The sequence below is a fragment of the Streptomyces sp. NBC_00083 genome, assembly GCF_026343295.1.
Taxonomy (GTDB): domain Bacteria; phylum Actinomycetota; class Actinomycetes; order Streptomycetales; family Streptomycetaceae; genus Streptomyces.
Genome location: NZ_JAPELY010000001.1, coordinates 1,952,034 through 1,976,039, shown reverse-complemented (window position 1 = coordinate 1,976,039; position 24,006 = coordinate 1,952,034). Strand labels below are relative to the sequence as shown.

General features: G+C 72.8%; 24 protein-coding genes. 9 read left to right on the top strand and 15 right to left on the bottom strand.

Annotated elements, in window-relative coordinates; translation table 11 throughout:
- Positions 1 to 53: 53 nt before the first annotated feature.
- The 10 genes from OOJ98_RS08650 to OOJ98_RS08605 form a co-directional block, all read right to left on the bottom strand.
- Positions 54 to 536, bottom strand: a complete 483-nt coding sequence (locus OOJ98_RS08650; protein ID WP_267054038.1) for an SAM-dependent methyltransferase — start codon at positions 534 to 536, stop codon at positions 54 to 56.
- A 74-nt stretch (positions 537 to 610) separates the two neighbouring features.
- The gene (locus OOJ98_RS08645; RefSeq protein WP_267054037.1) at positions 611 to 1,942 is read right to left on the bottom strand and encodes an acetyl-CoA carboxylase biotin carboxylase subunit family protein; all 1,332 of its coding nucleotides are present in this window, start codon (positions 1,940 to 1,942) and stop codon (positions 611 to 613) included.
- 91 nt (positions 1,943 to 2,033) lie between these two features.
- Complete coding sequence (locus OOJ98_RS08640; RefSeq protein WP_267054036.1) at positions 2,034 to 2,780, bottom strand: trans-aconitate 2-methyltransferase; 747 nt, start codon at positions 2,778 to 2,780, stop codon at positions 2,034 to 2,036.
- On the bottom strand, positions 2,770 to 3,888 hold the full coding sequence (locus OOJ98_RS08635) for an OsmC family protein (protein WP_267054035.1): 1,119 nt from the start codon (positions 3,886 to 3,888) through the stop codon (positions 2,770 to 2,772). The genes OOJ98_RS08640 and OOJ98_RS08635 overlap by 11 nt, the downstream gene beginning before the upstream one ends.
- The gene (locus tag OOJ98_RS08630; RefSeq protein ID WP_267054034.1) at positions 3,882 to 4,934 is read right to left on the bottom strand and encodes a PLP-dependent transferase; all 1,053 of its coding nucleotides are present in this window, start codon (positions 4,932 to 4,934) and stop codon (positions 3,882 to 3,884) included. The genes OOJ98_RS08635 and OOJ98_RS08630 overlap by 7 nt, the downstream gene beginning before the upstream one ends.
- Before the next feature lie 2 nt (positions 4,935 to 4,936).
- The gene (locus OOJ98_RS08625) at positions 4,937 to 6,445 is read right to left on the bottom strand and encodes a radical SAM protein (RefSeq protein ID WP_267054033.1); all 1,509 of its coding nucleotides are present in this window, start codon (positions 6,443 to 6,445) and stop codon (positions 4,937 to 4,939) included.
- A gap of 61 nt (positions 6,446 to 6,506) precedes the next feature.
- Positions 6,507 to 7,007, bottom strand: a complete 501-nt coding sequence (locus OOJ98_RS08620) for an SAM-dependent methyltransferase (RefSeq protein ID WP_267054032.1) — start codon at positions 7,005 to 7,007, stop codon at positions 6,507 to 6,509.
- Positions 7,008 to 7,032: 25 nt separating this feature from the next.
- Complete coding sequence (locus tag OOJ98_RS08615) at positions 7,033 to 8,130, bottom strand: non-ribosomal peptide synthetase (RefSeq protein ID WP_267054031.1); 1,098 nt, start codon at positions 8,128 to 8,130, stop codon at positions 7,033 to 7,035.
- A 279-nt stretch (positions 8,131 to 8,409) separates the two neighbouring features.
- Positions 8,410 to 9,654: an MFS transporter gene (locus tag OOJ98_RS08610; RefSeq protein WP_267054030.1), complete on the bottom strand. Its 1,245-nt coding sequence runs from the start codon at positions 9,652 to 9,654 to the stop codon at positions 8,410 to 8,412.
- The gene (locus tag OOJ98_RS08605) at positions 9,651 to 10,400 is read right to left on the bottom strand and encodes an alpha/beta fold hydrolase (protein WP_267054029.1); all 750 of its coding nucleotides are present in this window, start codon (positions 10,398 to 10,400) and stop codon (positions 9,651 to 9,653) included. Before OOJ98_RS08605 ends, OOJ98_RS08610 begins: the two co-directional genes overlap by 4 nt.
- Before the next feature lie 224 nt (positions 10,401 to 10,624).
- Between OOJ98_RS08605 and OOJ98_RS08600 the strand changes: the two genes are divergently transcribed.
- The 3 genes from OOJ98_RS08600 (at position 10,625) to metK (ending at position 13,876) form a co-directional block, all read left to right on the top strand.
- Positions 10,625 to 12,154, top strand: a complete 1,530-nt coding sequence (locus OOJ98_RS08600; RefSeq protein WP_267054028.1) for an amino acid adenylation domain-containing protein — start codon at positions 10,625 to 10,627, stop codon at positions 12,152 to 12,154.
- Between the two features lie 47 nt (positions 12,155 to 12,201).
- Positions 12,202 to 12,597: a hypothetical protein gene (locus OOJ98_RS08595; RefSeq protein ID WP_267054027.1), complete on the top strand. Its 396-nt coding sequence runs from the start codon at positions 12,202 to 12,204 to the stop codon at positions 12,595 to 12,597.
- Between the two features lie 61 nt (positions 12,598 to 12,658).
- Positions 12,659 to 13,876 carry a methionine adenosyltransferase gene (metK, locus tag OOJ98_RS08590; protein WP_267054026.1) on the top strand — a complete coding sequence of 406 codons (1,218 nt, stop codon included), beginning with the start codon at positions 12,659 to 12,661 and terminating at the stop codon, positions 13,874 to 13,876.
- 57 nt (positions 13,877 to 13,933) lie between these two features.
- Here the strand turns inward: metK and OOJ98_RS08585 are convergent, their stop codons facing one another.
- From OOJ98_RS08585 to OOJ98_RS08575, 3 genes are read right to left on the bottom strand one after another with little or no spacing between them, the layout of a single operon-like run.
- A complete protein-coding gene (locus OOJ98_RS08585) occupies positions 13,934 to 14,578 on the bottom strand; it encodes a LuxR C-terminal-related transcriptional regulator (protein WP_267054025.1) in 645 nt (214 codons plus the stop codon).
- Complete coding sequence (locus OOJ98_RS08580) at positions 14,575 to 15,519, bottom strand: Gfo/Idh/MocA family protein (RefSeq protein ID WP_267054024.1); 945 nt, start codon at positions 15,517 to 15,519, stop codon at positions 14,575 to 14,577. The genes OOJ98_RS08585 and OOJ98_RS08580 overlap by 4 nt, the downstream gene beginning before the upstream one ends.
- Complete coding sequence (locus tag OOJ98_RS08575) at positions 15,510 to 15,692, bottom strand: hypothetical protein (protein WP_267054023.1); 183 nt, start codon at positions 15,690 to 15,692, stop codon at positions 15,510 to 15,512. The genes OOJ98_RS08580 and OOJ98_RS08575 overlap by 10 nt, the downstream gene beginning before the upstream one ends.
- A gap of 226 nt (positions 15,693 to 15,918) precedes the next feature.
- Here OOJ98_RS08575 and OOJ98_RS08570 point away from each other — a divergent pair, with 226 nt between their 5' ends.
- On the top strand, positions 15,919 to 17,115 hold the full coding sequence (locus OOJ98_RS08570) for a CaiB/BaiF CoA-transferase family protein (RefSeq protein WP_267054022.1): 1,197 nt from the start codon (positions 15,919 to 15,921) through the stop codon (positions 17,113 to 17,115).
- 29 nt (positions 17,116 to 17,144) lie between these two features.
- Here OOJ98_RS08570 and OOJ98_RS08565 read toward each other — a convergent pair whose 3' ends face one another.
- Positions 17,145 to 17,408, bottom strand: coding sequence for a hypothetical protein (locus OOJ98_RS08565; RefSeq protein WP_267054021.1), 264 nt, complete (start codon positions 17,406 to 17,408; stop codon positions 17,145 to 17,147).
- Positions 17,409 to 17,684: 276 nt separating this feature from the next.
- Here OOJ98_RS08565 and OOJ98_RS08560 point away from each other — a divergent pair, with 276 nt between their 5' ends.
- Positions 17,685 to 19,322: a serine/threonine-protein kinase gene (locus tag OOJ98_RS08560; RefSeq protein ID WP_267054020.1), complete on the top strand. Its 1,638-nt coding sequence runs from the start codon at positions 17,685 to 17,687 to the stop codon at positions 19,320 to 19,322.
- 49 nt (positions 19,323 to 19,371) lie between these two features.
- On the opposite strand, the gene OOJ98_RS08555 is transcribed toward OOJ98_RS08560, so the two are convergent.
- A complete protein-coding gene (locus tag OOJ98_RS08555; protein WP_267054019.1) occupies positions 19,372 to 20,181 on the bottom strand; it encodes an SGNH/GDSL hydrolase family protein in 810 nt (269 codons plus the stop codon).
- A 201-nt stretch (positions 20,182 to 20,382) separates the two neighbouring features.
- Here OOJ98_RS08555 and OOJ98_RS08550 point away from each other — a divergent pair, with 201 nt between their 5' ends.
- The 4 genes from OOJ98_RS08550 (at position 20,383) to OOJ98_RS08535 (ending at position 23,911) form a co-directional block, all read left to right on the top strand.
- Entirely contained in the window at positions 20,383 to 20,892 is a 510-nt protein-coding gene (locus OOJ98_RS08550) for a hypothetical protein (RefSeq protein WP_267054018.1), read from the top strand.
- A 327-nt stretch (positions 20,893 to 21,219) separates the two neighbouring features.
- Positions 21,220 to 22,083 (top strand): glycosyltransferase family 2 protein, encoded by an 864-nt coding sequence (locus OOJ98_RS08545; protein ID WP_267054017.1) that lies wholly within the window; start codon positions 21,220 to 21,222, stop codon positions 22,081 to 22,083.
- Complete coding sequence (locus tag OOJ98_RS08540) at positions 22,080 to 23,105, top strand: glycosyltransferase family 2 protein (protein ID WP_267054016.1); 1,026 nt, start codon at positions 22,080 to 22,082, stop codon at positions 23,103 to 23,105. Before OOJ98_RS08545 ends, OOJ98_RS08540 begins: the two co-directional genes overlap by 4 nt.
- Positions 23,102 to 23,911: a polysaccharide deacetylase family protein gene (locus OOJ98_RS08535; protein ID WP_267054015.1), complete on the top strand. Its 810-nt coding sequence runs from the start codon at positions 23,102 to 23,104 to the stop codon at positions 23,909 to 23,911. The genes OOJ98_RS08540 and OOJ98_RS08535 overlap by 4 nt, the downstream gene beginning before the upstream one ends.
- Positions 23,912 to 24,006 lie beyond the last annotated feature (95 nt).

Here is a 24,006-nt window from a genome sequence, read left to right as displayed (position 1 = left end):
CTGCGTCGTTGCGGACGAAGGCCCAGGCCGCAGGCCGGCCGTCGGTCGCCTTGTCAGTAGTACTCGCGCATGATCTCGGTCGCCCAGTCCGGCTGCGTGGTGGCCTCGCGGGGGCCGAACTCCGCCATGTAGGGCTTGATGTCGAGGACGGGCGTCCCGTCGACCGCGTCCAGACCCTGGACGTGGACATCGAGGCCGTCGACGCGCACGAGGCGGCAGCGGGAGACCCCGAGCCGGTTGGGCCGGTTCTTGCCGCGCTGGGCGAAGATGCCGACCAGCGGCCAGTCGGTGTTGCCGCGCGGGTGCCGCGCCCCGGTCTCCACCTTCGCGAGGGGCACACGGTCGAAGTGGTAGACGATCTCGACGTGGGAGAAGGAGTCGAGGCCGGCGAGGGCTTCGGGGCCGAACTGCTTCTCGTCGAGGCGGATGACGGCGGACACCTCGCCCCACTCGTCGTCGCGGACCTCGGCCCGGCCGCCGACCACCTGACCGACCGGGTCGGATACGACCTCGGCCCGGGTGCTGCTCTCTGACATGTGCTGCGCCTTTCACAAGGAGGGAGCGATCATGGTCCACCGTACGCCGGGTGCGGAGGTGCCCGGCGGGGTTGTCATACGGATCCGGCGGAGGCTTTCGGCCAGAAGTCGGCCAGTGTGAGCCGGAGTTGAGCCAGCAGGGCCCGCAGCGCGGTGTGGTCGTCGGCGGACCCGTACACGACGCCCAGCGCCCCCGCCGTGCCCGCGCGCCAGTGGGCGGGCCGTCCGTCGGCCCCCGGCACGTCGACGAGGTCCACGCCGGGGAGCCCGGCCAGCTCCTCGACGAGCGCCGCGGGGCGGACCGAGCCCAGGGCGCCGGCCGGCGGGACCAGCATGTACTGGAAGGCGACCCGGCCGGGCCGGCCCGGCTCCGGTCCGCCGGTCCCGCCCGGTGGCTCGGCGACGGGCAGGCCCAGCGCGCACCGCAGGGCCGCCGCCACCAGGTCGTAGCCGAGGGCGCGCTGCACGATCTCGGCCACGTGACCGCCGAGGCGTCCGTTGACCTCGATGATCCTCGGCCCGTGGGGGGTCAGCTTGATCTCGGTGTGGGTCACCCCGTGCCGCACCCCGAGCGCGCGGACCGCCCGCTGCTCCAGGGCGACGACGTCCGCCGCGAGGGCGGGGGCCAGCGGGGCGGGCAGGATGTGCCCGGTCTCGCGGAACGGCGGCACGAGCGGGGGTTTGCCGGTGACGGCGACGGTCCGCGGGGCGCCGTCGATCAGCACGGACTCCACGGACACGTAGTCGCCGACGCCGGGTCCCGCCGGTGCGGGGTCGCCGGGCAGGTACTCCTCCAGGACGAAGTCCCGGCGCCCGGCCGGGCCGTGGCCTTCGGTGAACTCGGCGAGCCGGGTCCGGCACTCGCCCTCCGACCTGACCAGGCAGGTGTCGACGCTGCCCGCTCCGGACCTCGGCTTGAGCACGGCCGGCAGGCCGACGAGGGCGAGCGCGCCGGCCAGGCCGGCCGGGTCGCGTACCAGCGCGCAGCGGGTGTGCTGCACCCCGCTGTCCGCGAGGACCTGTCGCTGCCGGAACTTGTCGGTGAGGGCTTCCACGGTGTCGGGGCGGTGGAACGGCAGGCGGCACGCGGCGGCCACCGACGCCGTCAGGTGCAGCCGCCGTTCGCTGAAGGTGACCACACCGGCCGGGGTGAGACCGGCGGCGAGACGGCACACCGCCGCGTCGTCGAGGCCGGTGATGTCCACGATCTCGGCGTGCCCCGCCACCATGCGCAGCCCGGCCGCCAGCTCCGGGTCGTCCGGCTCGCAGAGCAGCACGACCCGGCACAGGCCGCGGGCCGCCGCGAGGACCCGCAGGGGCGCGGCGGAGCCCCGGTCGTGGACGAGCAGGAGCAGGGGCGTCGCGGCGGTTCCGGGCAGCACCCGGCGTGATTGGTCCTGGCCCATGGGTCGGCCTCCGGTCGAAGCGCACGGAAGGGGGCGGGCTCGGGCGGGGCCCCGGGCGCGGGGACGGCCGCGCCCGGGGCTGCTCCGTGGCTCAGGCCCGGCGGGCGGTGATGTTGAGCCGGACGTAGTCCACGACCGGCTCCGGGAGCCGGTCGGCGACGGCGTGGACGAAGTCCTCGTGGTCGGAGTCGGGCAGCCGGTCCAGGTGCGAGCCGAGCACCACCGTCGCGAGGTAGCTCCACAGCTGCTCGCCGGGTTCCAGCCGGGCCGGGTCGGGCAGCAGGGTGACCTCGATGTCGGTGAAGCCGGCCGCCTCCAGCCGCTCGGTGGTCTCGTCCACTCCGGCGAAGTACCAGACCTTCTCGCCCTGGGTCGCTCCGAGCACCTCGTCGACGGCCGCGTTGATCCGCGCGACGTTGCCCTCGCCGCCGCACTCCGCCACGAACTGGCCGCCGGAGCGCAGGGACCGGGCCAGGTTGGCGAAGAGCGCCGCGTGGTCGGTGATCCAGTGGAACGTGGCCACGCTGGAGACGGCGTCGACCTGGGTGCCGAGCTCCAGCGGCCTGGTGAGGTCGGCCTCGATGACGTCGAGGCGGTCGAGCCGGCCGGCGAGCTTGGTCCGTAGCTGGTCCAGCATCCGGCTGGAGCCGTCGACGCCGATCACCCGGCCCTCGGGCACCAGGTCGAGCAGCGACGCGGTGTCCCGTCCCGTGCCGCACCCGGCGTCCAGGACGGTCTCGGTCCCCCGCAGGTTGAGACGGCCCAGGGTGCGCTTGCCCCACTGCTGGTGCGGCAGGGGAAGCGAGTCGTACGTTTTGGCGTCCCATTCACGGGGCACTGTGCTGCTCCTTCGTGTCGTGCGGTGCGGTAGCGGCGACGGCCCCTTCGGGGCCGGTCGCGATCGGTGTTCCGTTCAGGACCACGTCCACCCGGATCGGGTGCGCGTCCCTGATCAGACGGAGGGCCTCCCCCTCGGCGAGCCAGCCGCGCACGGCCTCGGCCGGGCCGCCGTCGTCGTCCTTGGCGGACGGGTCGGCGGGCAGCAGCTGGACGAGGATGTTGCGCAGACCGGCCGGCGCGTCCTGGGTGGAGTACGGGCCGCGCAGGTCGATGCGGCCCGATGCGTGGACGGCGTCCTGGGGCCCGGGGCCCCCGGCGTCGTCGGCGGCGGGAGGCGGCCCGGCGCCGTCCGCACCGGCCGCGAACCGCAGCGCCTCGCCCGCCAGCGCGGACAGGAAGTACTCCTGTGCGCTGGGCGCGATGTCGGCGCCGAACAGCTGCTTGGGCTGGTCCGACTCGGCCCGTACGCCGTCCACTTCGGCGATCACATGGGCGCCCACCTCCCAGGCCACCCGCGCGGCGCGGCGCCGGGCCGTCGTCGCACGGGGTGCGGCCGGTCGGGCCGTGAGGTGCACGTCCTGCTCGGTCTGGACCACGACGCGGATCTCGTTGGGGTCCTCAAGGGTGCGGTGGCCGCTGCCCCGCTCGCCCGCCGCCAGCACCGCGCGGCGGGCCTGCTCGGCGGAGACCTCGCCCTCGATGCGTACGCCGTAGGACAGCCGGGTGCCGTCCCCCGCGTCGGCGGGCTCCACGGCCGGCACCACCTCGAGGAAGGTGAGATGGCAGCCCTCCGCGGTCAGCCGGGCCACGACGTTGTCGGCGACGCAGGCGCCGAGGCCGACGAGGACCGAGCCGACCGGGTCGAGGCACTCCCCCGCCCCGGAGGGAGCTGGTTTTGATCCGTTGCCGGTGTCCTGCCCCTGGTGGAGGGTGAAGGACCGGGCGACGCGGCTCGATCCCAGGCGCATGGGCTCGGTGTCCACCCGGCACCGTCCGCCGGGCCCGGGGCGGGCCTGTACGCCGATGCTCAGCTGAGCCTCCCAGGAGTCCTCCCGGATCTGCTCGGCCAGCGCCTCGCGGGCGGCGAGGTCGACCCCGTTCAGCATCGCTCTCCTCCACTCGGGGGCCGGGGCCCGGCGGCCGTGTCGAGGGCCCTGAGCAGACCGCGGATCAGCGGACCCGGGTCCTGGGTGCCCACCGACACGCGCACCAACTGCCGTGATATTCCGGCCTCTTGGCGCACCCGCTCGCTCAGGTGGGCGTGGGTGGTGAGGGCGGGCAGAGCCAGCGTGCTGCCCGTCGCCGCGTCGTCGGCGGCGCACGCGTCGAGCACGGCCCCGAGGTCGCGGACGTCGGGCGCGACCTCGAAGGCGAGCAGTCCGCCGAAACCGTCGTGGGTCTCCAGGGCCCAGGGGGCTTCGTCGAACGTCGGCCGGTGCACGGTGCGTACGGCACGGTGTCCGCGGAGTGCGTCGGCGACCCGCTCCGCGTGGTGCCGGCGGGCCGCGAGGCGCAGGCCCAGCGTGGACAGGGACCGTTCCAGGAGGTGGGCCGCCCAGGGGTCCACCTGGCCGCCGAAGCGCGCGGCCTGTTCGCGGACGGGCGCCAGATGGCGGCCGGCGCCGGTGACGAACGCGGCGCTGACGTCGCCCCACTCGTCGAGGCAGGGCGAGGCGTCCTCGATGACGACGACCGCGCCGCTCTCCAGGGGCCGCACCTCGGCGGGCGACAACGCGGTGTTGTCCACGACGAGCAGCAGGTCGTTCATCTGCGCGTAGGTGGCGAGTTCGCCGAGCGGGGCCAGGCGCATCAGCGGATCGCTCAGGGACGGGGTGTACACCACCTGGGTGGCGGGCCGCACGGCCGCGACGACCGCGTCCGGCTCGGTGCAGTCGACGAAGGTGACCGTGCGTCTGGATCCGGTGAGTTCGGCGGTCAGGGCCGCGCGCAGCGGATCGCAGGTCTGGTCGGAGACGACGATGTGGCCGCCCGGATTGCTCAGGGCCAGCAGGACGGCCGTGGTGGCCGTGACGTTGCTGGGGAGCAGCAGCGCGGCGTCCGCGCCGTGCAGCCGGGCGAAGGCGGCCTCGGCCCGCCGGGCCGACGTGAGGGACACGGGCGCGGGGGCGGCCGGGGTGGTTGCGTAGTGCACGGTCACCGCCGACAGACGGGGGCGTCGGACAGGCCGATGCGCTGGTGGAAGTAGTGGAAGATGATCTCCTCGTGCAGGGCTTCGCCGTCCAGCGTGGGCTTCAGGGCGGTGCCACCGCCGACCATCTCGACCAGGCCGCGCTCGATGAGCTCCGTGAACGCGGAGGCGAAGGGCTCCATCTCCATCAGGTCGGCGCCGAACCGGTCGCGGTAGCGGTCGAGGACGATGGGCTGGTTGGCCTTGAAGTTGAAGCCGAGCGCGGTGCCGATGGCCTTGTGCCCGGAGAGCCGGCGGCCGAAGTTGAGGGGCAGCCCCTCGTTCTTCTGCATGAAGGAGACGTACTTGCCGATGTCGGTGATGTTGTGCGTCTGGAGGAACTCCTCCTGGTCGCCGGTGAGCCAGCCGTAGGCGCCGGGACCGTACGCGATCATGGTGTTGTAGTGCTCCCACTTGTTCTTCGAGGTCTGCGGGATGTTTCCGCCCTCGTAGGTGCCGGGGCGGCTCCACCAGCCGCACGGGCTCGGGTAGTAGCCCTTGTCGAGCAGGACCTCGACGGCTTCCTGGCGCATCGCGTACGTCGAGTCGAGGTCGGGGAAGCGGCCCTCGCTGATGAGGCGTTCGCGTACCGCGGGGTTGTTCCAGACCGCCCGGTTGCCGATGCCCATCTCCTCGCGGTCCGCGTTGCGCAGCCGGTAGATGGTGATGGTCGGTACGCCGAGGTCGGTGAGGACCGTCATGTCGTGGCGTACGGATTCCGGGGTCTGGTAGGGCAGCCCGAACATCATGTCGACGTTGAAGGGGCGCCCGGTGGCCAGCAGGTTCTCGACGGCCTCGATGGACTGGGCCGCGGAGTGGCGGCGCTTGGTGAAGTCGTTGACCTCGTCCTGGAGCGACTGGACGCCGAGGCTGAACCGGTTGAAGCCCAGCTCCTGCGCGGTCTCCAGGTGGTGGCGCTGGAAGTTCTCGGGGTTGCCCTCGATGTTGAACTCGACGCCCGCGGCCAGGTCGTAGTTCTCCCGGACGTGGCGCACCAGCGGCTCGATGTACTCGGGGCTGTTCAGGAGCAGCGCGGCGGTGCCTCCGCCGATGTAGAACGACTCGATGCGGGCCCGGGGTATCCAGTCGAAGCGCTCCAGGTAGCGGCGCGACTCCTCGATGAGGAGGTCGGACCACAGACGCAGCGACGGGTCCTCCTTGCCCCGGGGCACCAGCCGCTTGACGTAGTTGCAGAAGTGGCAGATGTAGTTGCACAGCGGCAGGTGGAAGTAGAGGTGGGCCGGATGGTCCGCGCCGGGGAACGTGCCGTACTGCGCGGCGAGTTCGTCGCTGTCGAGCCGGTCGCCCTCGTTCGAGGTGACGTTGATGTTGTACTCGTCGCGGGGGATCTGGAGCTGCGGATTGCGGTCGAGCAGGCGTCCGAGGTTCAGTTCGAGGTCGACGGGGGCGGCGCCGGTGGCGGTGGCGGGACTCGACTGGCTGGAGAGGCTGGGCAGGCTGGACAGGCTGGACAAGGGAGTACTCCTTGCTGTGGACGTCCGCGGGCGGCTCGTGGCCTGGCAGGGGCGGAAGCGGTCAGAAGTAGTAGGCGGACATCGCCGCCCGGAGCCAGGTCGGCTCGCGCACTGCTTCCGGTTCCGGCTGGAAGATCTGCTGGTAGGGCTTGACGTCGAGGACGGGGGTGCCGTCCAGCGCGTCGAGGCCCCGTACGTGGAGGGTGAGGCCGTCGACACCGGCCAGTTCGCAGCGGGACACACCGAGCCGGTTGGGACGCTCCTTGAGGCGCTGGGCGAGGATGCCCAGGCGCGGCAGGTCGGTCCGGCCCCGCGGGTGGCACGATCCGGTGACGGTGGCCGATTCGGGCACCAGGTGGAAGCGGAAGACGACTTCCAGGTGGGAGAAGAGGTCGAGGCCGGCCACCGCGTCGGGCTCCAGCTGGGTGGGGTCCAGCTCGATGAGCGCGCTCACCGCGCCCCAGTGGTCGTGGCTCGGCACGCTGCGGGGCGAGCAGACGGTACCGATGGGGCGGACGAGGTAGGAGTCGGGGATCGCGTCGGCCTTCTGCTCCTGCGGCATGGGGCGGTTTCCTCCTGTGGGGGCGTCAGACGAGCGGTGCGCCGGGCGCGTCGCCGAGGGCGATGTGGTCCCTGAGGCGCCGGCCGAGGACCTCGACCTGGCCGGGTTCGACCATCGTGAAGTGGTCGCCGGGCACGTCGCACACGACGGCGCGGGCGGCGACCTCGCCCCAGCCCAGGTCCTCCGGGAGCGTGCCGTCCTCAAGGGAGCGGTCCATCACACGGAAGACGGTGACGGTGCCGTCATAGGGCTTGATCCGGTACGAGGCGAGGGCGTCCAGATTGAACTGGTACATGTCGATCATGCGGCGCAGCCGGTCCGCGTCGAAGTCGGCCGGCATGGTCCCGGCGGCGACGGCCCGCTCGACCAGCTCCTTCGCCCGCTCCTGCGGGGTGAGCGAGCGGAGCCAGTCGACGTCCACCTCCAGCTTGAGCCCGCGCCAGAGCAGGGCGCGCAGGGCGAAGTCGGGGTCGGCGCCCGCCTCCACGACGATCCGGGTGTCGAGCAGCCCGACGAGCCCGACCCGCTCGCCGCGCTCCTTCAGCCGGCGCGCGGTCTCGTAGGCGAGGAGACCGCCCATCGAGTATCCGATCAGGTTCCACTCGGCGCCCTCGGGGTGGACTGCGCGCAGCTGCTCGATGAAGGCCTCGGAGATCTCCTCCAGCGAGGCGAGGGGCGTCTCGCCGGGCAGCAGGCCGACCGACTGCACGGCCCAGAAGGGCTGGTCGGTCCCCATCGCGCGGGCGATGGGCGGGTAGAGGAGCACGGTGCCGGAGACCGGCGGCAGGGCGTAGACGGGGCTGCCGCCGGAACCGGCCTGGATCCGCACCAGCTGGCCGGTGCCGCCCGCCGAGCCGCGGCGGATGATCTCGGCGAGCTCCGCCACGGTGGCCGCGGCGAGCAGGTCCGCGGCGGTGAGGTCGACGTGGAAGAGCCGGCGCACCTCCACGGTGAGGCGGATCGCGAGCAGCGAGTGGCCGCCCAGCGAGAAGAAGTCGTCGTGGATCCCGACGTCGGCGCGGCCGAGCAACTTGCGCCATACGTCGCACAGTTGGAGCTCCACGCCGTCTCTCCCGGTGCCCGCTGGCACCGGCGTGGTGGTGGCGACATCGCTGTGGACCATGGATTTCCCCCATGCACCGCGCGGGCCGGAACGACCGTGCGGCGCTGTTCGTAGGTGGCGGCTCTGGGCATGGGTGGCGGTACTTCGCGTGGGTGGGGCTCCGTGCGGGTGGCGGCCCGGGTCGTGGGTGGCGGCCGGGCGCGAGGGCGGGTGGTGCGTGGGTGGCGGCTCGGTGCTCGGGCGTGGCTCGGTGGTGCGTGGTGGCGGCTCGGTGCTCGGGCGTGGCTCGGTGGTGCGTGGTGGCGGCTCGGTGCGTAGGGGGCGGGCGGCTTCGGCGGGTCAGGCGGTGGCGGTGAGTGCGGTCGGGTCGGTGCCTTCGGCCGCGGCGGCGCCGCGTCGCTGCGCCCAGCGGACGGCGGGGGCCATCAGCAGCCCGCCGGCGAGGAACACCGCGCCGAGCACCAGCCACCCGGGGGTGCCCCAGTCGATCAGGAGCAGGGTCAGCGAGACGGGGCCGAACATCTGGACCGCCGCGATCCCCGTGTTGAACAGGCCCTGGTACTGGCCCTGTCGGTCCTTGGGGGCGAGTTCGTAGCCGATCAGCCACGAGCCCGCGGACTGCACCATCTCGCCGTACACGTGCAGGGCGGCGGCCACGACCAGGACCGCCGTCGCCGTCACGGCGCCGCGCCCGGCCGACACGGCGAAGGCCGTGCAGGAGGCGAGGAGCACCACACCCGCCGTGCGGAAGGCGCGGACCGCCGGTTCCAGGGCGTCGATCTTCTTGGTGAGCCGCACCTGGAGCCCCACCACGGCAAGGGTGTTGAGCAGCAGCAGGGCCGCGGTCAGCGAGCGGGGCGCGCCGGTGTGCAGGGAGATCCAGAGCGGCAGCACGACTTCAAGGATGGGGATGTGCAGCAGCATCACCATGTTGATCAGGGCGAGCAGCGCGTACGGGCGGTCGTGGAGCACCGCGAGCCGGGGCTCGCCGGGGGCGCGCTCCGCGGCGGGGGGAACGGCGGGCAGCCGCAGGAAGAGCAGCCCGCACACCACGAAGCTGACCGCGTTGAGCGCGAAGGTGAGGTGGTACGCCGTGCTCGTGTCCCACAGGAGGGCGAGGCCGCCGAGACCCGCACCCGCCGACACACCGACGTTGGTGACCACGCGGATCTTGGCGCGGACGCGGACCAGGCTCTCGCCGCTGAGCACCGCCGGTATCAGCGCCTGCCGTGCGGCGTGGGCGCCGCGCTCGAACATCGCGTAGAAGAAGGCGATCACGACGAACAGCGGGAACGAGTCGGTGGTGAGGTACGCGGCGGTGGCGAGGCCCGCGAGCACGAGGAGCAGCGCGGAGGTGCCGCGGGCGCCCCTGCGGTCCGCGAGGTGCCCGAACGGGACACCCGCGAAGAGTCCGGCGACGCCCGCGATGCTCAGCCCGAGGCCGAGTTCGGCGGCCGAGAAGCCCGCGATCCGGGTGAAATAGAGCGCCGAAACCGTCAGGAACACGCCGTTTCCGAGCGAATTGGCAAGTGTTCCCAGGAGCAGGGTGCGACCGGGCCCCCGCTCGATGAATCCGGCTTTCATGCGGCGCTTTCCTTTTCGTTCGTCCCGCCGAAATGATGCAGATAGAAAGCACGCATGGCGGAGGTGATCTCGTCGGTATTGCGATGGCAGTCGGCGTGCGTGCCCTCGATGAATGCGAGGGAGAAGTGGGCGCTGTCGCGACGGGAGAGGCGCTCGCGTTCGCCGGCCGGGATGTTGGGGCTCCCCTCGGCGGCGAGGACGAGCACGGGGATGCCGAGCCGTTCGAGCAGATCCGGGAGGTGGCTGAAGTCGTAGTGCCAGCGCAGCAGGCTCCCCTCGGCCCACTCGTCCGCCACGTGCCAGTCGGGGTGGGGGTCGAAGGACTGGTCGACGACGACCAGGCTGCGCACCCGGGACGCGCCCCAGGTGATCGCGGAGACCGCCGCCACGAGACCGCCGTAGGAGTATCCGACCAGGTGGAGCTCGTCCGGCAGGACGTCCGCGAACCGGTGCAGGTCGGCCGAGAAGTCCAGGGCCGAGTAGCCCCACGCGGGCTTGGGGCTGTCGCCGTGGGCCCGCAGCGAGGGGTAGACGGCGACGGAGCCCGCGCCGCACAGCGCGTCACCGACCGGACGCAACTGCGTCTTGTCACCGCCGAATCCGTGCAGCAGGAGCAGGTCGCCCGGTGCTCCGCCCGCTCCCGTGCGGCCCGGCACGGCGTCGTGGTCGAGGAGTTCGACACCGACGGAGGCCGCCGCGAGGGCCGGCTCGGGCAGCGGGCCCGCCGCCGGATCGAGAGCGCTCATCGAATAAACCCCCAGGGGAAGCGGCCGGAAGGCCGAATGCGGTACGACGGCCCGGCGTTGCGCATCCCGAAGGGGCGTCCTTCGCCGGGCCTCCACCAATTTCCCCGCCGGGAGGTCGGGCGTCAATGTCGTCCGCTGTCCCCAGAACCGGGGACACGGCGACAGGTGTGAGGGGCCTCCCGGAGGCCTAGGTTAATCATCCCGACGCATCGGAGGGATGTTCCGTGGGAATTGGGCTCATTCATCGGGCCGTCGAACGCCAGGCGCGCCTGACGCCCGACGCGGTCGCGGTGGTGGACGGCGCCACGCGCCTCTCGTACGGGGCCCTCGACGCCCTCGCCGACGCCTGGGCCGAAGAGTTGTCCCGTACGGGGGTGGGTCCGGGCACCCTGGTGCCGGTGCTGCTGCCGCGCTCGGCCGGCCTGTACGTGTCACTGCTCGCGGTCCTCAAGTGCGGTGCCGGGTACGCGGCCCTGGACCCGCGCTGGCCCGGCGCCCGGATCGAGGGGGTGCTGCGGCAGCTGGCCGCCCCGGTCCTGGTGACCGATGCGCCGCGGCCGCCCGGCGCCGGTCCGGTGTGGCATCCCCCGGCCCTCGACGCGGCGGCCGGCGCGGCCCCGGCCGGCGGGCGGGCAGCCGGGCGGCCGGGCGCCTTCACGGCGTACGACGGGCCGGACTCCACTCCCGCCGCCGTCTTCTTCACCTCGGGCACCAGCGGCGCCCCCAAGGGCGTGGTGTCCCCGCACGCGGCCACCACGCGCCTCTTCGCGCCGGACGGCCCGCTCGCCTTCGGACCGGGCACCGCCATGATGCAGGCGGCCCCCGCGCCCTGGGACGCGTTCTCGCTGGAGCTGTGGGGCATGCTCACCACCGGCGGCACCTGCGTCACCGCGCCCGAGGACTATCTGCTCCCCGACACCCTGCGGCGCCTGATCGACGCCGACCGGGTGGACACGGCTTGGCTCACCGCCTCCCTGTTCAACCTGTTCACCGAGATCGACGTGGAGTGCTTCGCGGGTCTGCGGCGGCTGTTCATCGGCGGCGAGCGGCTCTCCACCGCGCACGTCGCCCGGTTCCTCACCCGGCACCCGGACATACGGCTGCTCAACGGCTACGGCCCGGTGGAGAGTTGTGTCTTCGCCACCGTCCACCCGATCACACCCGGGGACTGCGAGCGGCCGTACGGGGTCCCCATCGGGCGCGAGGTCCCCGGGACCGAGGTGCATGTCCTCGACCCCGACGGCTTCGCCTGCGCGCCGGGCACGGCCGGCGAACTGTGCCTCGCCGGGACCGGCCTGGCCCACGGATATCTCGGCGACCCCGACCTGACGGCGGCCCGCTTCCCCGAACACCCCGTAGAGGGACGGCAGTTGCGCTACTACCGGACCGGGGACCGCGGGTTCCGGGACGCCGACGGGGTCCTGCACTTCACCGGACGCACCGACCGGCAGGTCAAGATCCGCGGGCACCGCATCGAGCCGGAGGAGATCGAGGCGCACGCCTCCGCGCTGCCCGGCATCGCGGGCTGTGCGGCCGTGCCGGTCCCCGGCGAACTGGGCACCTACGACCGGCTCGCGCTCTTCTACACCGCCGACGGCGAGGAGCCCGGCCCGCCCGAGGCGGTGCGCCGCTCGCTCGGGCGCGTACTGCCTCCGCACGCCGTGCCCGACGTGGTCCAGCGGATGGAGCGGCTGCCCGTCACCGCCAACGGCAAGATCGACCGCTCGCTGCTCCTGGCCGCGCTCGCCGGCTGAGTACGGCCGCCCTCCCCCGACATCCGTCACCGAGAGGTCTCCCGCCCATGCCCGTCATCACCCTCATGTCGCCCGATCCCAGCCCCGGCCGCCCGGCCCTGGCCCGGCTCGCCGAGGCGGTCACCGGACTGCTGTCCATCCCGGCGGAGCACTGCTGGCTGCTGTGGCAGCGGCTCGACGCCGACGCGGCGCACCGCCCCGAGTGGCAGCCCGGATCCGCCGGACCGCACGCGCCCATCGGCTACGTCACCTGCAAGGAGACGTACCCGCGCGAGGCCGTGGAGGGGCTGCTCCGGTTGCTGCGGGACGAGTTGAGCGCGCTCCTGTCCGTACCGGCCGACGAGGTCTACCTCGTGGTACGCCGGGCCGTTCCCGGCGAACTCCTCGTCCGTGGCGACGTGTGGCAGGGCGACCCGCCGCCCGCCGCCCGCGCCGGCTCCTGACCCGGGGCGCCGCCGGCCGCCCCGTACGCCGACCCATCGACCGCGCCTCCAGAGGAGATCCGTGTCCAGACGCCTGTTCACTTCGGAATCCGTCACCGAAGGGCACCCCGACAAGGTGGCCGACCAGATCAGCGACACCATTCTCGACGCCCTGCTCAAGGAGGACCCGTCCTCGCGCGTCGCCGTGGAGACCCTCGTCACCACCGGCCTCGTGCATGTCGCGGGCGAGGTGACGACCGCCGCCTTCGCGCCGATCGCCTCCCTCGTCCGGGACCGGATCCTGGAGATCGGTTACGACAGCTCCCTCCAGGGGTTCGACGGTGCCTCCTGCGGGGTGACCGTGTCCATCGGGGCGCAGTCGTCGGACATCGCCCAGGGGGTCGACAGCGCCTACGAGTCGCGCACCGCGGCCGGGGCGGACCCGGGCGCCGCGGCCGTGGACGATCTGGGCCGACAGGGCGCGGGCGACCAGGGGTTGATGTTCGGCTACGCCTGCGACGAGACGCCGGAGCTGATGCCGCTGCCGATCATGCTGGCGCACCGGCTGGCCCGGCGCCTTGCCGCCGTGCGCAAGGACGGCACGCTCCCCTACCTGCGTCCGGACGGCAAGACCCAGGTGACGATCGAGTACGACGGCGACCGGCCGGTCCGCCTCGACACCGTGGTGGTGTCCGCGCAACACGCCCCCGAGGTCGACCTCGACTCGGTGCTCGTCCCGGACATCCACGCGTGTGTGGTGGAGCCCGAGCTGGCCTCGCTCTCCCTCGACACCGAGGGCTACCGGCTGCTCGTGAACCCGACGGGACGCTTCGAGATCGGCGGCCCGATGGGCGATGCCGGCCTCACCGGACGCAAGATCATCATTGACACGTACGGCGGCATGGCCCGGCACGGCGGCGGCGCGTTCTCCGGCAAGGACCCCTCGAAGGTGGACCGTTCGGCCGCCTACGCGATGCGCTGGGTGGCGAAGAACATCGTGGCGGCGGGCCTGGCGCGGCGGGCCGAGGTGCAGGTCGCCTACGCGATCGGCGCGGCGGAGCCGGTCGGTCTGTTCGTGGAGACCTTCGGCACGCAGAGCGTGCCCGTCGCACGGATCCAGGACGCGGTGACGGAGGTGTTCGACCTGCGGCCCGCCGCCCTCATCAGGGACCTGGACCTGCTGCGGCCGATCTACGCCCAGACCGCCGCGTACGGCCACTTCGGCCGTGAGCTCCCCGACTTCACCTGGGAGCGCACCGACCGCGCGGAGCGGCTGCGTTCGGCGGCCGGGGCAGCGTGACGGCGGGCCCCGGCCGGACGGCGCGGGCCCCGGCCGCCGTGACGGCCCCGGCCGGTGTCAGTCGCAGCCGTACGCCATCGCGGCTCTGACCAGCTCCGCCTTGGTGCCGACGCCGAGTTTGCCGCGCACCCGTTTGACGTAGGTGTCCACGGTGTGACAGCTGATGCCGAGCCGGCGCGCGGTCTGGTCGTGCGTGAGGCCCCGGGCCAGCAGGCGCAGCACCTGGTGTTCGCGGGCGGACAGCAGCGTCATGTCGTCGGCGGGGCGCGCGGGCCGTGTCCGGGCCCGGCGCGAGCGGTCGGCCGCCGCTCGTGAGCGGACGGCCGCGGCCCGGACGGCGGCGGCCAGGGCCACCGGGTCGGACCGCTCGGACAGGCAGCCGCTGACGCCGGGGTGCCCGGCGTCGGCGCCGGTGGCGGACATGAGCAGGACGCACACCGCACGGTCGGCGGCGGCTTCGGTGAGCGGCGACCGGCCGGGCGGCCGGTCCATGACCAGGACGTCCAGGTGGTCGGGGAGCGCGCCCGGCCCGTCGGGCCCGGTACCGGCGGCGCCCAGGACGTGGACGCGCATGTCCGGTGCCCCCGCGAGGGCTTGGCCGACGGCCCACTCGATGAGCGGGTGGTTGTGGATGAGACCGATCTCGAACAACGAAACCTCGCAGGGTGAACTGTTCGGGGTGCCGGGCACGTACGGGTTCACGCGCGCAGGGTCCGCAGGATCCGGGTCACCGCGCGCGCGCCGTCCAGATCGCTGTGGCGCGGCCTGCCTCCCGACCTCATGGCCTCGGCCATGTCCTGGTAGACGAGCCGCCGCAGCGAGGGGCCGCGCAGGGTGGGCCAGACGTCCTCGGCGTCACCGATCCGCGCGCTGACGGTTCCGTTGTCGACCGCCAGACTGTGGTCGGGGCCGAGCACCCGCAGGCGTTCGGAGGAGGCCGCGGCCTCGGAGGTCGCGGTGAACGAGAGGGTGGCTCCGCTGGCGAACTCGACGACGCCGGTGACGCGGGTGTCGATGCCCCGGCGCACTTCGCGCAGCGGGGCGGTCCACACCCCCGAGGGGTCGCCGAGGAGTTGGCAGGCGAGGTCCACGTAGTGCACGGCGAGGTGGGCCGCGGCGCCGCCCAGGGCGGACGTCGGGTCCGAGCGCCAGCCGGTCCGGTGGAAGTGGGCCGGCGGCCGGAAGCGGGACACTTCGAGCGTCGCGGTCACCGAGGGCGCGGACCAGTCGGCAGCGCGGACGGCTTCGGGCAGCCGGTGCCGGTGCTGGAGCATGACGCCGATGGGTCTGCCGACCTGCTCGGCCGTGGCCACCATCAGGTCGACCTCCCGCTCGCAGAGGGCGGGAGGCGCCTCCAGGAGGACGGCCTTGCCGGCCTTCAGTGCCTCCAGGGCGAGGTCCGCCCTGCCGCCGGGCGGCAGGCAGAGGCCCACCAGGTTGATGCCCGGATCGGCGAGCAGCACCTCCCACGAGGGGAGCCGCCGCAGCGCGCCGGTCGTCAGGCCCGCGTTGGCCTCGACCACGGCGGCGACCCGGAAGCCGCTCGCGCCGGCCAGGGCCTCGGCGTGCTGACGGCCCGCCACGCCGAAGCCGACGAGGCCGACGTTGACGTCCGGTGCCGCGTCGGGAGCGGCTACCACCACCCGTTGTCGTCCCCGCCGATGACCACTGCGGCGGACGGCCCGTCGGCCACCGCGTGCTGCGCGGTGGGCGACGACGGCGGGGCGGCGACGGCGTGGCCGGCGGCGACGACTCCCGCGGCCAGCGCCAGGGTTGCGGCGGCGGTGCATATCCGTACGCGCAGTGCCTTCTCCATGATGTTCCCCCGAACGTGTGGGCGGTGTGCGGATGCGAGGTACGCCCCCATGGTGTCGGCCGGGCAGGGGGTGATCAACGCTCCGGGCTGGCGGTCAGTGGCCATGACACCTCATGGCCACACCCTCCCGACGTCTCACATCGTGAGATTTCCCGGGTGTTCCGGCCGCTCCGACCGATGGCCACGGGGTGACAGGAGCCGCCCCCGCGCGATAGGTACGGCTGTCATGAGCACTCAACCGCTGCCCCTCGAAGGCATCACCGTCGTCGCCGTCGAACAGGCCGTGTCCGCGCCGTTCGCGACGCGGCAGCTCGCCGATCTCGGCGCGCGCGTCATCAAGATCGAGCGGACCGACGGCGGCGACTTCGCCCGCGGCTACGACACCGCGGCCCGCGGCCTCGCCTCGCACTTCGTGTGGTGCAACCGCGGCAAGGAGTCGGTGGCCCTCGACCTCAAGGACCCGCGCGGGCTGGACATTCTGCGCCAACTCGTCGCGGACGCCGATGTGTTCGTGCAGAACCTGGCACAGGGCGCGGCCACCCGGCTCGGCCTGGACGCGGCCACCCTGTGCGCCGCCCATCCGCGGCTCGTGGCGGTCGACATCTCGGGGTACGGCGCCGAGGGCCCGTACGCGCACAAGCGGGCCTACGACATGCTGGTGCAGTGCGAGGCGGGCCTGGTGTCGGTCACCGGGACGCCCGAGCGGCCCGTCAAGGCCGGAATCCCGGCCGCCGACATCGCGGCCGCCATGTACGCCTTCTCGGGCGTCCTCGCGGCCCTGGTGCGGCGTGGCACCACGGGGCGCGGCGGGCCGGTGGAGATCTCGATGCTGGAGGCGCTCGCCGAGTGGCTCGGCCATCCCCTGCACCATGTGATGCACGGGGGCACCGAACCGGCGCGCACCGGGCTCGCGCACGCCGTGATCGCGCCGTACGACGCCTATGCCACGGCCGACGGCGGACAGGTGCTGCTCTCGGTCCAGAACGACCGCGAGTGGCGGCGCCTCGCCGAACTGGTGCTTGACCGCGTCGAGTTGGCGCAGGACGAGGCCTTCGCGACCAATGCGGCGCGGGTCGCGCACCGGGCCAGGACGGACGAGGTCGTGGCGGGGGCGCTGGCCGGCCTGACGGCGGCCGAGGCGGTGGAGCGGCTGGAGGCCGCCGGGATCGCGTGCGCGAAGCTCAACACGGTCGCCGAGGTCGCCGCGCATCCGCAGCTCGCGGCGCGCGGCCGCTGGCGGGAGGTCGATTCATCGGTGGGGCCGTTGCGGGCGCTGCTGCCGCCCATCAATCTGGGCGGCAGTCAGGAGGCTCGGATGGGTGCGGTTCCCGCGCTCGGCGAGCACACCCGTGCAACCCTGCGGGCCCTGGGAATGACGGACGGGCAGATGGCCGGGTTGCGGCGGGACGGCGTGATCGTCTGAACGCGGTGCGCCTGGTGTCGGGGGTGGGTTCAGCCGCGGCTGCCGAAGAGCGAGCGGCGCAGCCGCCGCAGTGGCGCGAAGAGCGAGACGCGAGCGGTCTTGCTCCTGCGGGTGTGCGCAATGTCACGCGAGGTCAGCTCCCGCATCAGCAAGGTCGCCTCGGCCGCCTCGCGCTGCGGGACGGCCGGACCGCCGAGCACCGAGAGGTGGCGGTCGAGCCGCGAGCTGGTCGCGCCGCTTCCGCAGGTGATCGCAGGCACTCGCGCCCTGCTGCGCACTGTTATCTGTTCCATGTCACTCCCCACCCGTACGAGGGCACCCGGCCCCGGGCAGGGTAACCCTATCGCCCCGGGTTCACACGCGTGTATCCCGGTGGCGCGATTCACCTGGAGGGGGTGCGGGTTGACGATGACGCTCCGAATACATCTGATTCCAGGGCGAGTTGGACAGTTCGCCGACTGCCCTTCACGCTCCGTCGCGGCCCGTGTTCGTACTGAGTGTGCAATGCCGTTCAAGGGGGCGGCAACCGTGCGGCCCTCGGTTAACGTGAAAGGGTTTCTCCGCCGGGGATGGGGGGCTCGCCAGTGAGCGAAGTGCCGGGCAGTGAGCGGCGGTTGATCGCGGGACGCTACCGGCTCCTCTCCCCGCTCGGCCGGGGCGGCATGGGCGAGGTGTGGCGGGCGCGCGACGAGGTCCTGGAGCGCGAGGTCGCCGTCAAGGAGGTCAGGGCGCCGCCGGCCGGCCTCGACACCCCCGAGGTGCGGCGGCTGTACGCGCGGCTCGAACGCGAGGCCTGGGCCGCGGCGCGGATCTCGCACCGCAACGTGGTGACGGTGTACGACGTGGCGAACGAGGACGGCCGGCCGTGGATCGTCATGGAGCTGGTGCGCGGACTCGCCCTGTCCGACGTGCTGGATGCCGAGGGACCGCTGACCCCGCAGCGCGCCGCGCGCATCGGCGCCGAGGTGCTCGCCGCGCTGCGGGCCGCGCACGACGTCGGGGTGGTGCACCGCGACGTGAAGCCCGCGAACGTGCTGCTCGCCAACGACGGCCGGGTGGTCCTGACCGACTTCGGCATCGCGACGGTGGCGGGCAGCCAGACGCTCACGATGACGGGCGAGGTCGTCGGGTCGCCCGAATTCCTCGCGCCGGAAAGGGCGTTGGGGCGGACGCCCGGTCCCGCCTCGGACCTCTGGTCGCTCGGGGTGCTGCTGTACGCGGCGGTGGAGGACCACTCCCCGTTCCGCCAGGACACCCCGCTGTCGACGCTGCGGGCGGTGGTCGACGACGCGTTGCCGCCGCCCCTGCGGGCCGGGGCCCTGGCGCCGGTGATCGAGGGGCTGCTGCGCAAGGAGCCGGCGGAGCGGCTGCCGTCCGAGGAGGCCGAGCACCAGTTGCGGCTCGTGGCCTCGGGCGGCACACCGACGGGCCGGTCCGAGGCGACAACGGTGGTGGCCGGGGCGGCCGGCCCCCTGCCCCCGACGTCGGTGCTACCGCACTCCGCGCCGCCGCCGGCCGGTGCCACCGGCGCGACGGACCGGGACGGTGAGGGAGCGCGGCACACCGGGGCGGTCCTGCTGGCCGGGGCCCTGGTGCTGCTGCTCGTGCTGGGCCTGCTGGTCTGGCTCCTGCTGCGCGGCAACTCCGGCGCGGTCAAGGGAAGTTCGGCTTCGGTGTCGCCCGCGCCGTCGGTGCCGCACTCCTCCTCGGCGCCCGGGGCGGCCCCCAGCACCGCGAGGAGCGGCCTGCCCACCCCCTCGCCTTCCGCGAGCGGCGTGACGGGCAGTCCCTCCGCCTCCTCGCCGCCCACCCAGTCGGTGGAGCTCACCATCCAGGTGGTGCGCGGGAGTTACCGGGGCGCGTGCCCGGCGCCCGTGGTGTCGGCGCCCGAGATGGTCGTGGCGTTCACCGTGGGGCGCACACCGGCGCGGGTGGAGTACCGCTGGGTCACCCGGGACGGCCGCTCGTCCGACCCGGAGTGGAAGACGCTCTCCTTCGCCGCGGACGGGCCGCGTACCCGTCAGGTGGCGCACACCGAGTCGCCGGCGCACAGCGGTTCCAACGAGGTCCATGTGGAGGTGCGCGCACCGGCGAAGGGCTCGTCCGACGCGGTGGCGTACTCCGTGACGTGCGACGAGGAGACCCCGACGGGCGGGCCCTCCTCGTCGCCGACGCCGACGGGCGCTTCGTCCCCGCCCGTCGACTGAGCGTGTCCGGGGCGCGCGGAACCCCGCGCGCCCCGGGTGGGGTGCGGGATCAGGCCGCGCGGGTGAAGGCGGGCAGGTACGCGCCCGACTGGCCGGCCGCGGTGGGGTGGTAGGACTCGCCGATGTTGGTCCACACGACGCTGTTGAGCCAGGGGCTGCTGGAGCAGATCTCGTGGTTGGTGAAGCCCCCCACGACGTCGCCGAAGCTGAAGCCGTGGTCGGCGGCGCGCTTGGCGGTCACCGAGTTGAGCTCGTCGGCGGCCCCGTTGATCGCCGAGCGGGAGTTCTCACTGAGACCGGCGATGCAACTGCCGCCGATCTTGTAGAAGTGCGGGTAGCCGATGACGACGACGTGGGCGTTGGGGGCCTTGGATCTGATCGCCGAGTAGACCGAGTCGAGCAGGCCCGGCAGGGTCGAGTCGACGTAGGCGCGGGCCGCCGCCACCTTGCCGAGACAGGTGGACTCCGAGTACAGGACGCAGTTGGTCATGACGTCCGAGAAGCCGGCGTCGTTGCCTCCGATGGTGATCGAGACGAGGTCCGTGGTGGAGCTGAGCGGGCCGAGCTGGCTCGCCGTCACATCACCCGTACGAGCGCCCGAGCAAGCGGTGAAGTTGAACGAGGCGGGTGAATGCGCCGCCGCCCACAGGGCCGGGTAGGCCTTGGTGGAGCGCTTGCAGCTGCCGCTCGAACTGTCGTAACTCCCGGAGCCGACACCGGATGAGTACGAGTCGCCGAGGGCCACGTAGTGGGATCCGGCCGCCTGGGTTGCCGCGGCCGCCACGCCGGCCCCGGTGAGGGAAAGCGCGACAGCCAGCACGAGCGCCCATGCATATGCCGCGATTCGGGACAGTTTCATGGAACCTCCTTGTAGCGGGTTTTCCGCCACGGCAGTGGTACCAGCCGGTACGTGTCGCGGGAAGTGTCCATGCCAAGAACGTCGAGCGGACATCTGCGCTTATCCGGCGATCCGTCAGCAACTCGCGAGTAATCCTTCACCGGAGCACCACACTCCACTGACGGTCCGTCAACCTCCGTTCACCGGGCGCCAATCGTCGTCTTGACGGGACCGACCGGACTGCGCCACATTGAAGCCTCGCATCCGGCGCATCGGGGGGAACCGTCGCCAATGCAGACCATCAGTGACAGATCGGCAGGGAGTGCGCCCTTCGGCGCCGACCTGCTGCCCGTCCTCGCGGGAGCGGCGCTCGCCGTTTCGGCCACCGGCGCGGTCCTGGTCCTCTTCGATCCGGACTCCGCGCTGCGCGCCCCGCTCGCGCTCTTCTACCTGCTGGCCGCGCCCGCCGAGGCCGGCGCGTTCCTGCTGCGCCGGCTGGAACCGCTCGCGCGAACGGCGGCGTCCTTGTCGGGGGCGGTCGTCATTGATCTCCTGACCGCCGAAAGCATGGCGGGTCTGCACCTGTGGTCGGTGCGCAACGGCGTCACGGCCGTGGGCGTGATCAGCCTTCTCCTTTTCCTGCACGGGTTCCTGGTCGGCACCCCGCGGGGAACGGGGGTGAATCGCGCGGAACCCGATCGGGAAAGTCCGGCGCAAATCACAGAAAAGTAAGGCTCGGCTTCAGGCCTTGCCCTACAGTCCCAGACATCAATACCGTCTACATCCACCCGCACCGGTCCATCGAGCAAAACGGCACTGGGGGAGGGCTCAAGCGTCGCGATGGATATCGGAACGGGGCGCGGTAGGGGGGTGCCGTGGCCGGTCTTCGCCTTGCGCGGACCGGAGCGCGGGCCGCGCGGCCAGCAAGCCAGCTCACCCGAATAATGCGGTGTGCCATGCCGTCATGATCGGCGTGAGAGCCCCCCTTTCGTAACCGGAAACTGATCCGGACCGCCCGGGGGCGGGCGGTCCACCGGACGAGAGGGACAGAGAATCATCATGACTCCTTCCGTGCGCCCGGCCGTCCCGGGCCAAGATCAATTAATCGCGGAATCTCCGGACCGCGAACCGGCCGTCGCGAGTGACAGCCGAATATCCAGTGCCTACCGACCGGTTTCGGCGAATCTCGCCATTGCGCCGCCCGTGAGCGTCGTGATCCCGGCGATGAATGAGGCCGAGAATCTTCCTCATGTCTTCAGGACACTTCCCCATTGGATCCACGAAGTCGTCCTGGTCGACGGCAATTCCACCGACGACACGGTGCGCGTCGCCCGCGAGCTGTGGCCGGACGTCAAGGTCGTCAAGCAGGTCGGCAAGGGCAAGGGAGACGCCCTGATCAGCGGCTTCGCCGCCTGCACCGGGGACATCATCGTCATGGTCGACGCGGACGGCTCGGCCGACGGCGAGGAGATCGTCAGCTACGTCTCGGCCCTGGTCGGCGGCGCGGACTTCGCCAAGGGCTCCCGCTTCGCCAACGGCGGCGGCACCGACGACATGACACCGATCCGCAAGCTCGGCAACGCGGTGCTGTGCGGCATCGTCAACCGCAAGTTCGGCGCCCGCTACACCGACCTCTGCTACGGCTACAACGCCTTCTGGAAGCGCTGCCTGGACACGATCGTGCTCGACTGCTCCGGGTTCGAGATCGAGACCCTGATCAACATCCGGATCGTCAAGGCGGGGCTGCGCGTCCAGGAGGTGCCGAGTTACGAGTACAACCGGATCCACGGCGTCTCCAACCTCAGCGCCGTGCACGACGGCATCCGCGTGCTCAAGGTGATCCTCAAGGAGAAGGCCGTGCCCCGCGCACACCGGCGCACCCAGGCCGTCTTCCTCAACGCACGGCGAGGAGAGGTGACTTGACGGAGCGTCAATTCTCCGTGGTGATCTGCGTGTACACCGAGGACCGCTGGGAGGACATCCTCGCGGCGGTCTCCTCGGTGCGCGCGCAGTCCCTGCCCGCCCGGGAGACCCTCCTCGTGGTGGACCACAACGAGCGCCTCCGCGACCGGCTCGCCCGGGAGTACGAGGCGCTCACGGCCTCGGAAGAGGTACGGGTGCTCGCCAACGCGGGGCCCCGCGGCCTCTCGGCGGGCCGCAACACCGCGATCGCCGTGGCCCGGGGCGAGTTCGTGGCGTTCCTCGACGACGACGCGGTGGCCGAGCGCGACTGGCTGCGCCGCTTCGCCGAGGGGTACGACGACCCGCGGGTGATGGCGGTCGGCGGGCGCACGATGCCGGCCTGGGCCTCGGGACGCCGGCCCGCCTGGTTCCCCGAGGAGTTCGACTGGGTCGTCGGCTGCACCTACCGCGGACTTCCGCCGGGCCGCGTCGCGGTGCGCAACGTGCTGGGTGGCAACGCGTCCTTCCGCACCGCGGCGTTCGAGGCGGCGGGCGGCTTCGCCACCGGCATCGGCCGCGACGGCGACAAGCGCCCGCTCGGCTGCGAGGAGACCGAGCTGTGCATCCGTCTGAGCAGGGCGCTGCCCGGCGCCGTGCTGCTCATCGACGACCGCGCCGTGATCCACCACCGGGTGCCCGAGGCCCGCGAACGCTTCGGATACTTCCGAACCAGGGCGTACGCGGAGGGGCTCTCCAAGGCGCTGGTCGCCCGAAGTGTGGGATCCGGCAAGGGACTTGAGTCGGAGCGGCGCTACACCAGCCGGGTCCTTCCGGCCGGCGTGGCACGCGGCGTACGGGACGCGGTGCTCGGCCGGGCCGGCGGCGCGGGGCGCGCGGGCGCGATCGTGACCGGCGTCGCGGCGGCGGCCGGCGGCTACGTGCTCGGCACGCTGCGGGCCCGCAGGGGCGGGACGGCCTTCGCCGTCACCCCCATCGAGCGGACGTGGCGGCCGAGACCGGCCCAGGACGGCGGGACGCCATGACGAGCACGCGGAACGGGCCGGTGCCCATCCTCATGTACCACGCCGTGGCGCACTCCCCCGCGCGGGCCGCGTACGGGCTCTCCGTCGCGCCGGATGCCTTCGCGGACCAGATGGAGCTGCTCGCCGAACTCGGCCGCACCCCGGTCACCACCGCCCAGCTGGCGCACGCCTGGCGCACCGCGGGCGCACTGCCGCGCCGGCCCGTCCTGATCACCTTCGACGACGGTTACGAGGGGGTGCACCGCCACGCCCTGCCGGTCCTCGCCCGGTACGGCTTCGCCTCCACGCTCTTCGTCACGACGGGCTGGCTGCGGGGCGCCCATGACGAGGGCGGCGCCCTGGACACCATGCTCGACTGGGACCAGGTGCGCCGGCTCGCCGCGGCCGGGGCCGAGATCGGCGGGCACAGCCACAGCCACCCGCAGCTGGACCAGCTCCCCGACGAGCGGCTCTGGTCCGAGACGGTGCGGTGCAGGGAGATCCTCACCGAGCAGCTGGGCCGCCCGCCGTCCTCCTTCGCCTACCCGTACGGCTACTCCACCCGTCGGGTGCGGCGCACCGTGCGGTCGGCCGGGTTCGGCCAGGCGCTCGCCGTGGGCAACGCGCTCGCCCGGCGCCGCCAGGGTCCCTACGCGCTGGAGCGGGTGACGGTCCGGCGGGAGACCGGCCTCGACGAGTTCGAGCGGCTCGTCGTCGGCACCGACCGCGACATCGCGCGCACCTTCATCGGTGACCGCGTCCTGACGAAGGGCTACGCCCTGGTCCGCGGCGCCCGCCGGGCCGGGCGCGGACTCGGCGGCCCCTGACCGACGTCCGCGACGCGAACCACCGGAACGAGAAGGCCGGAGCCAGAAGGTGAGCGGAACCCGTGAGTGACGTGAGCACCGCCCGGGGCGGCACC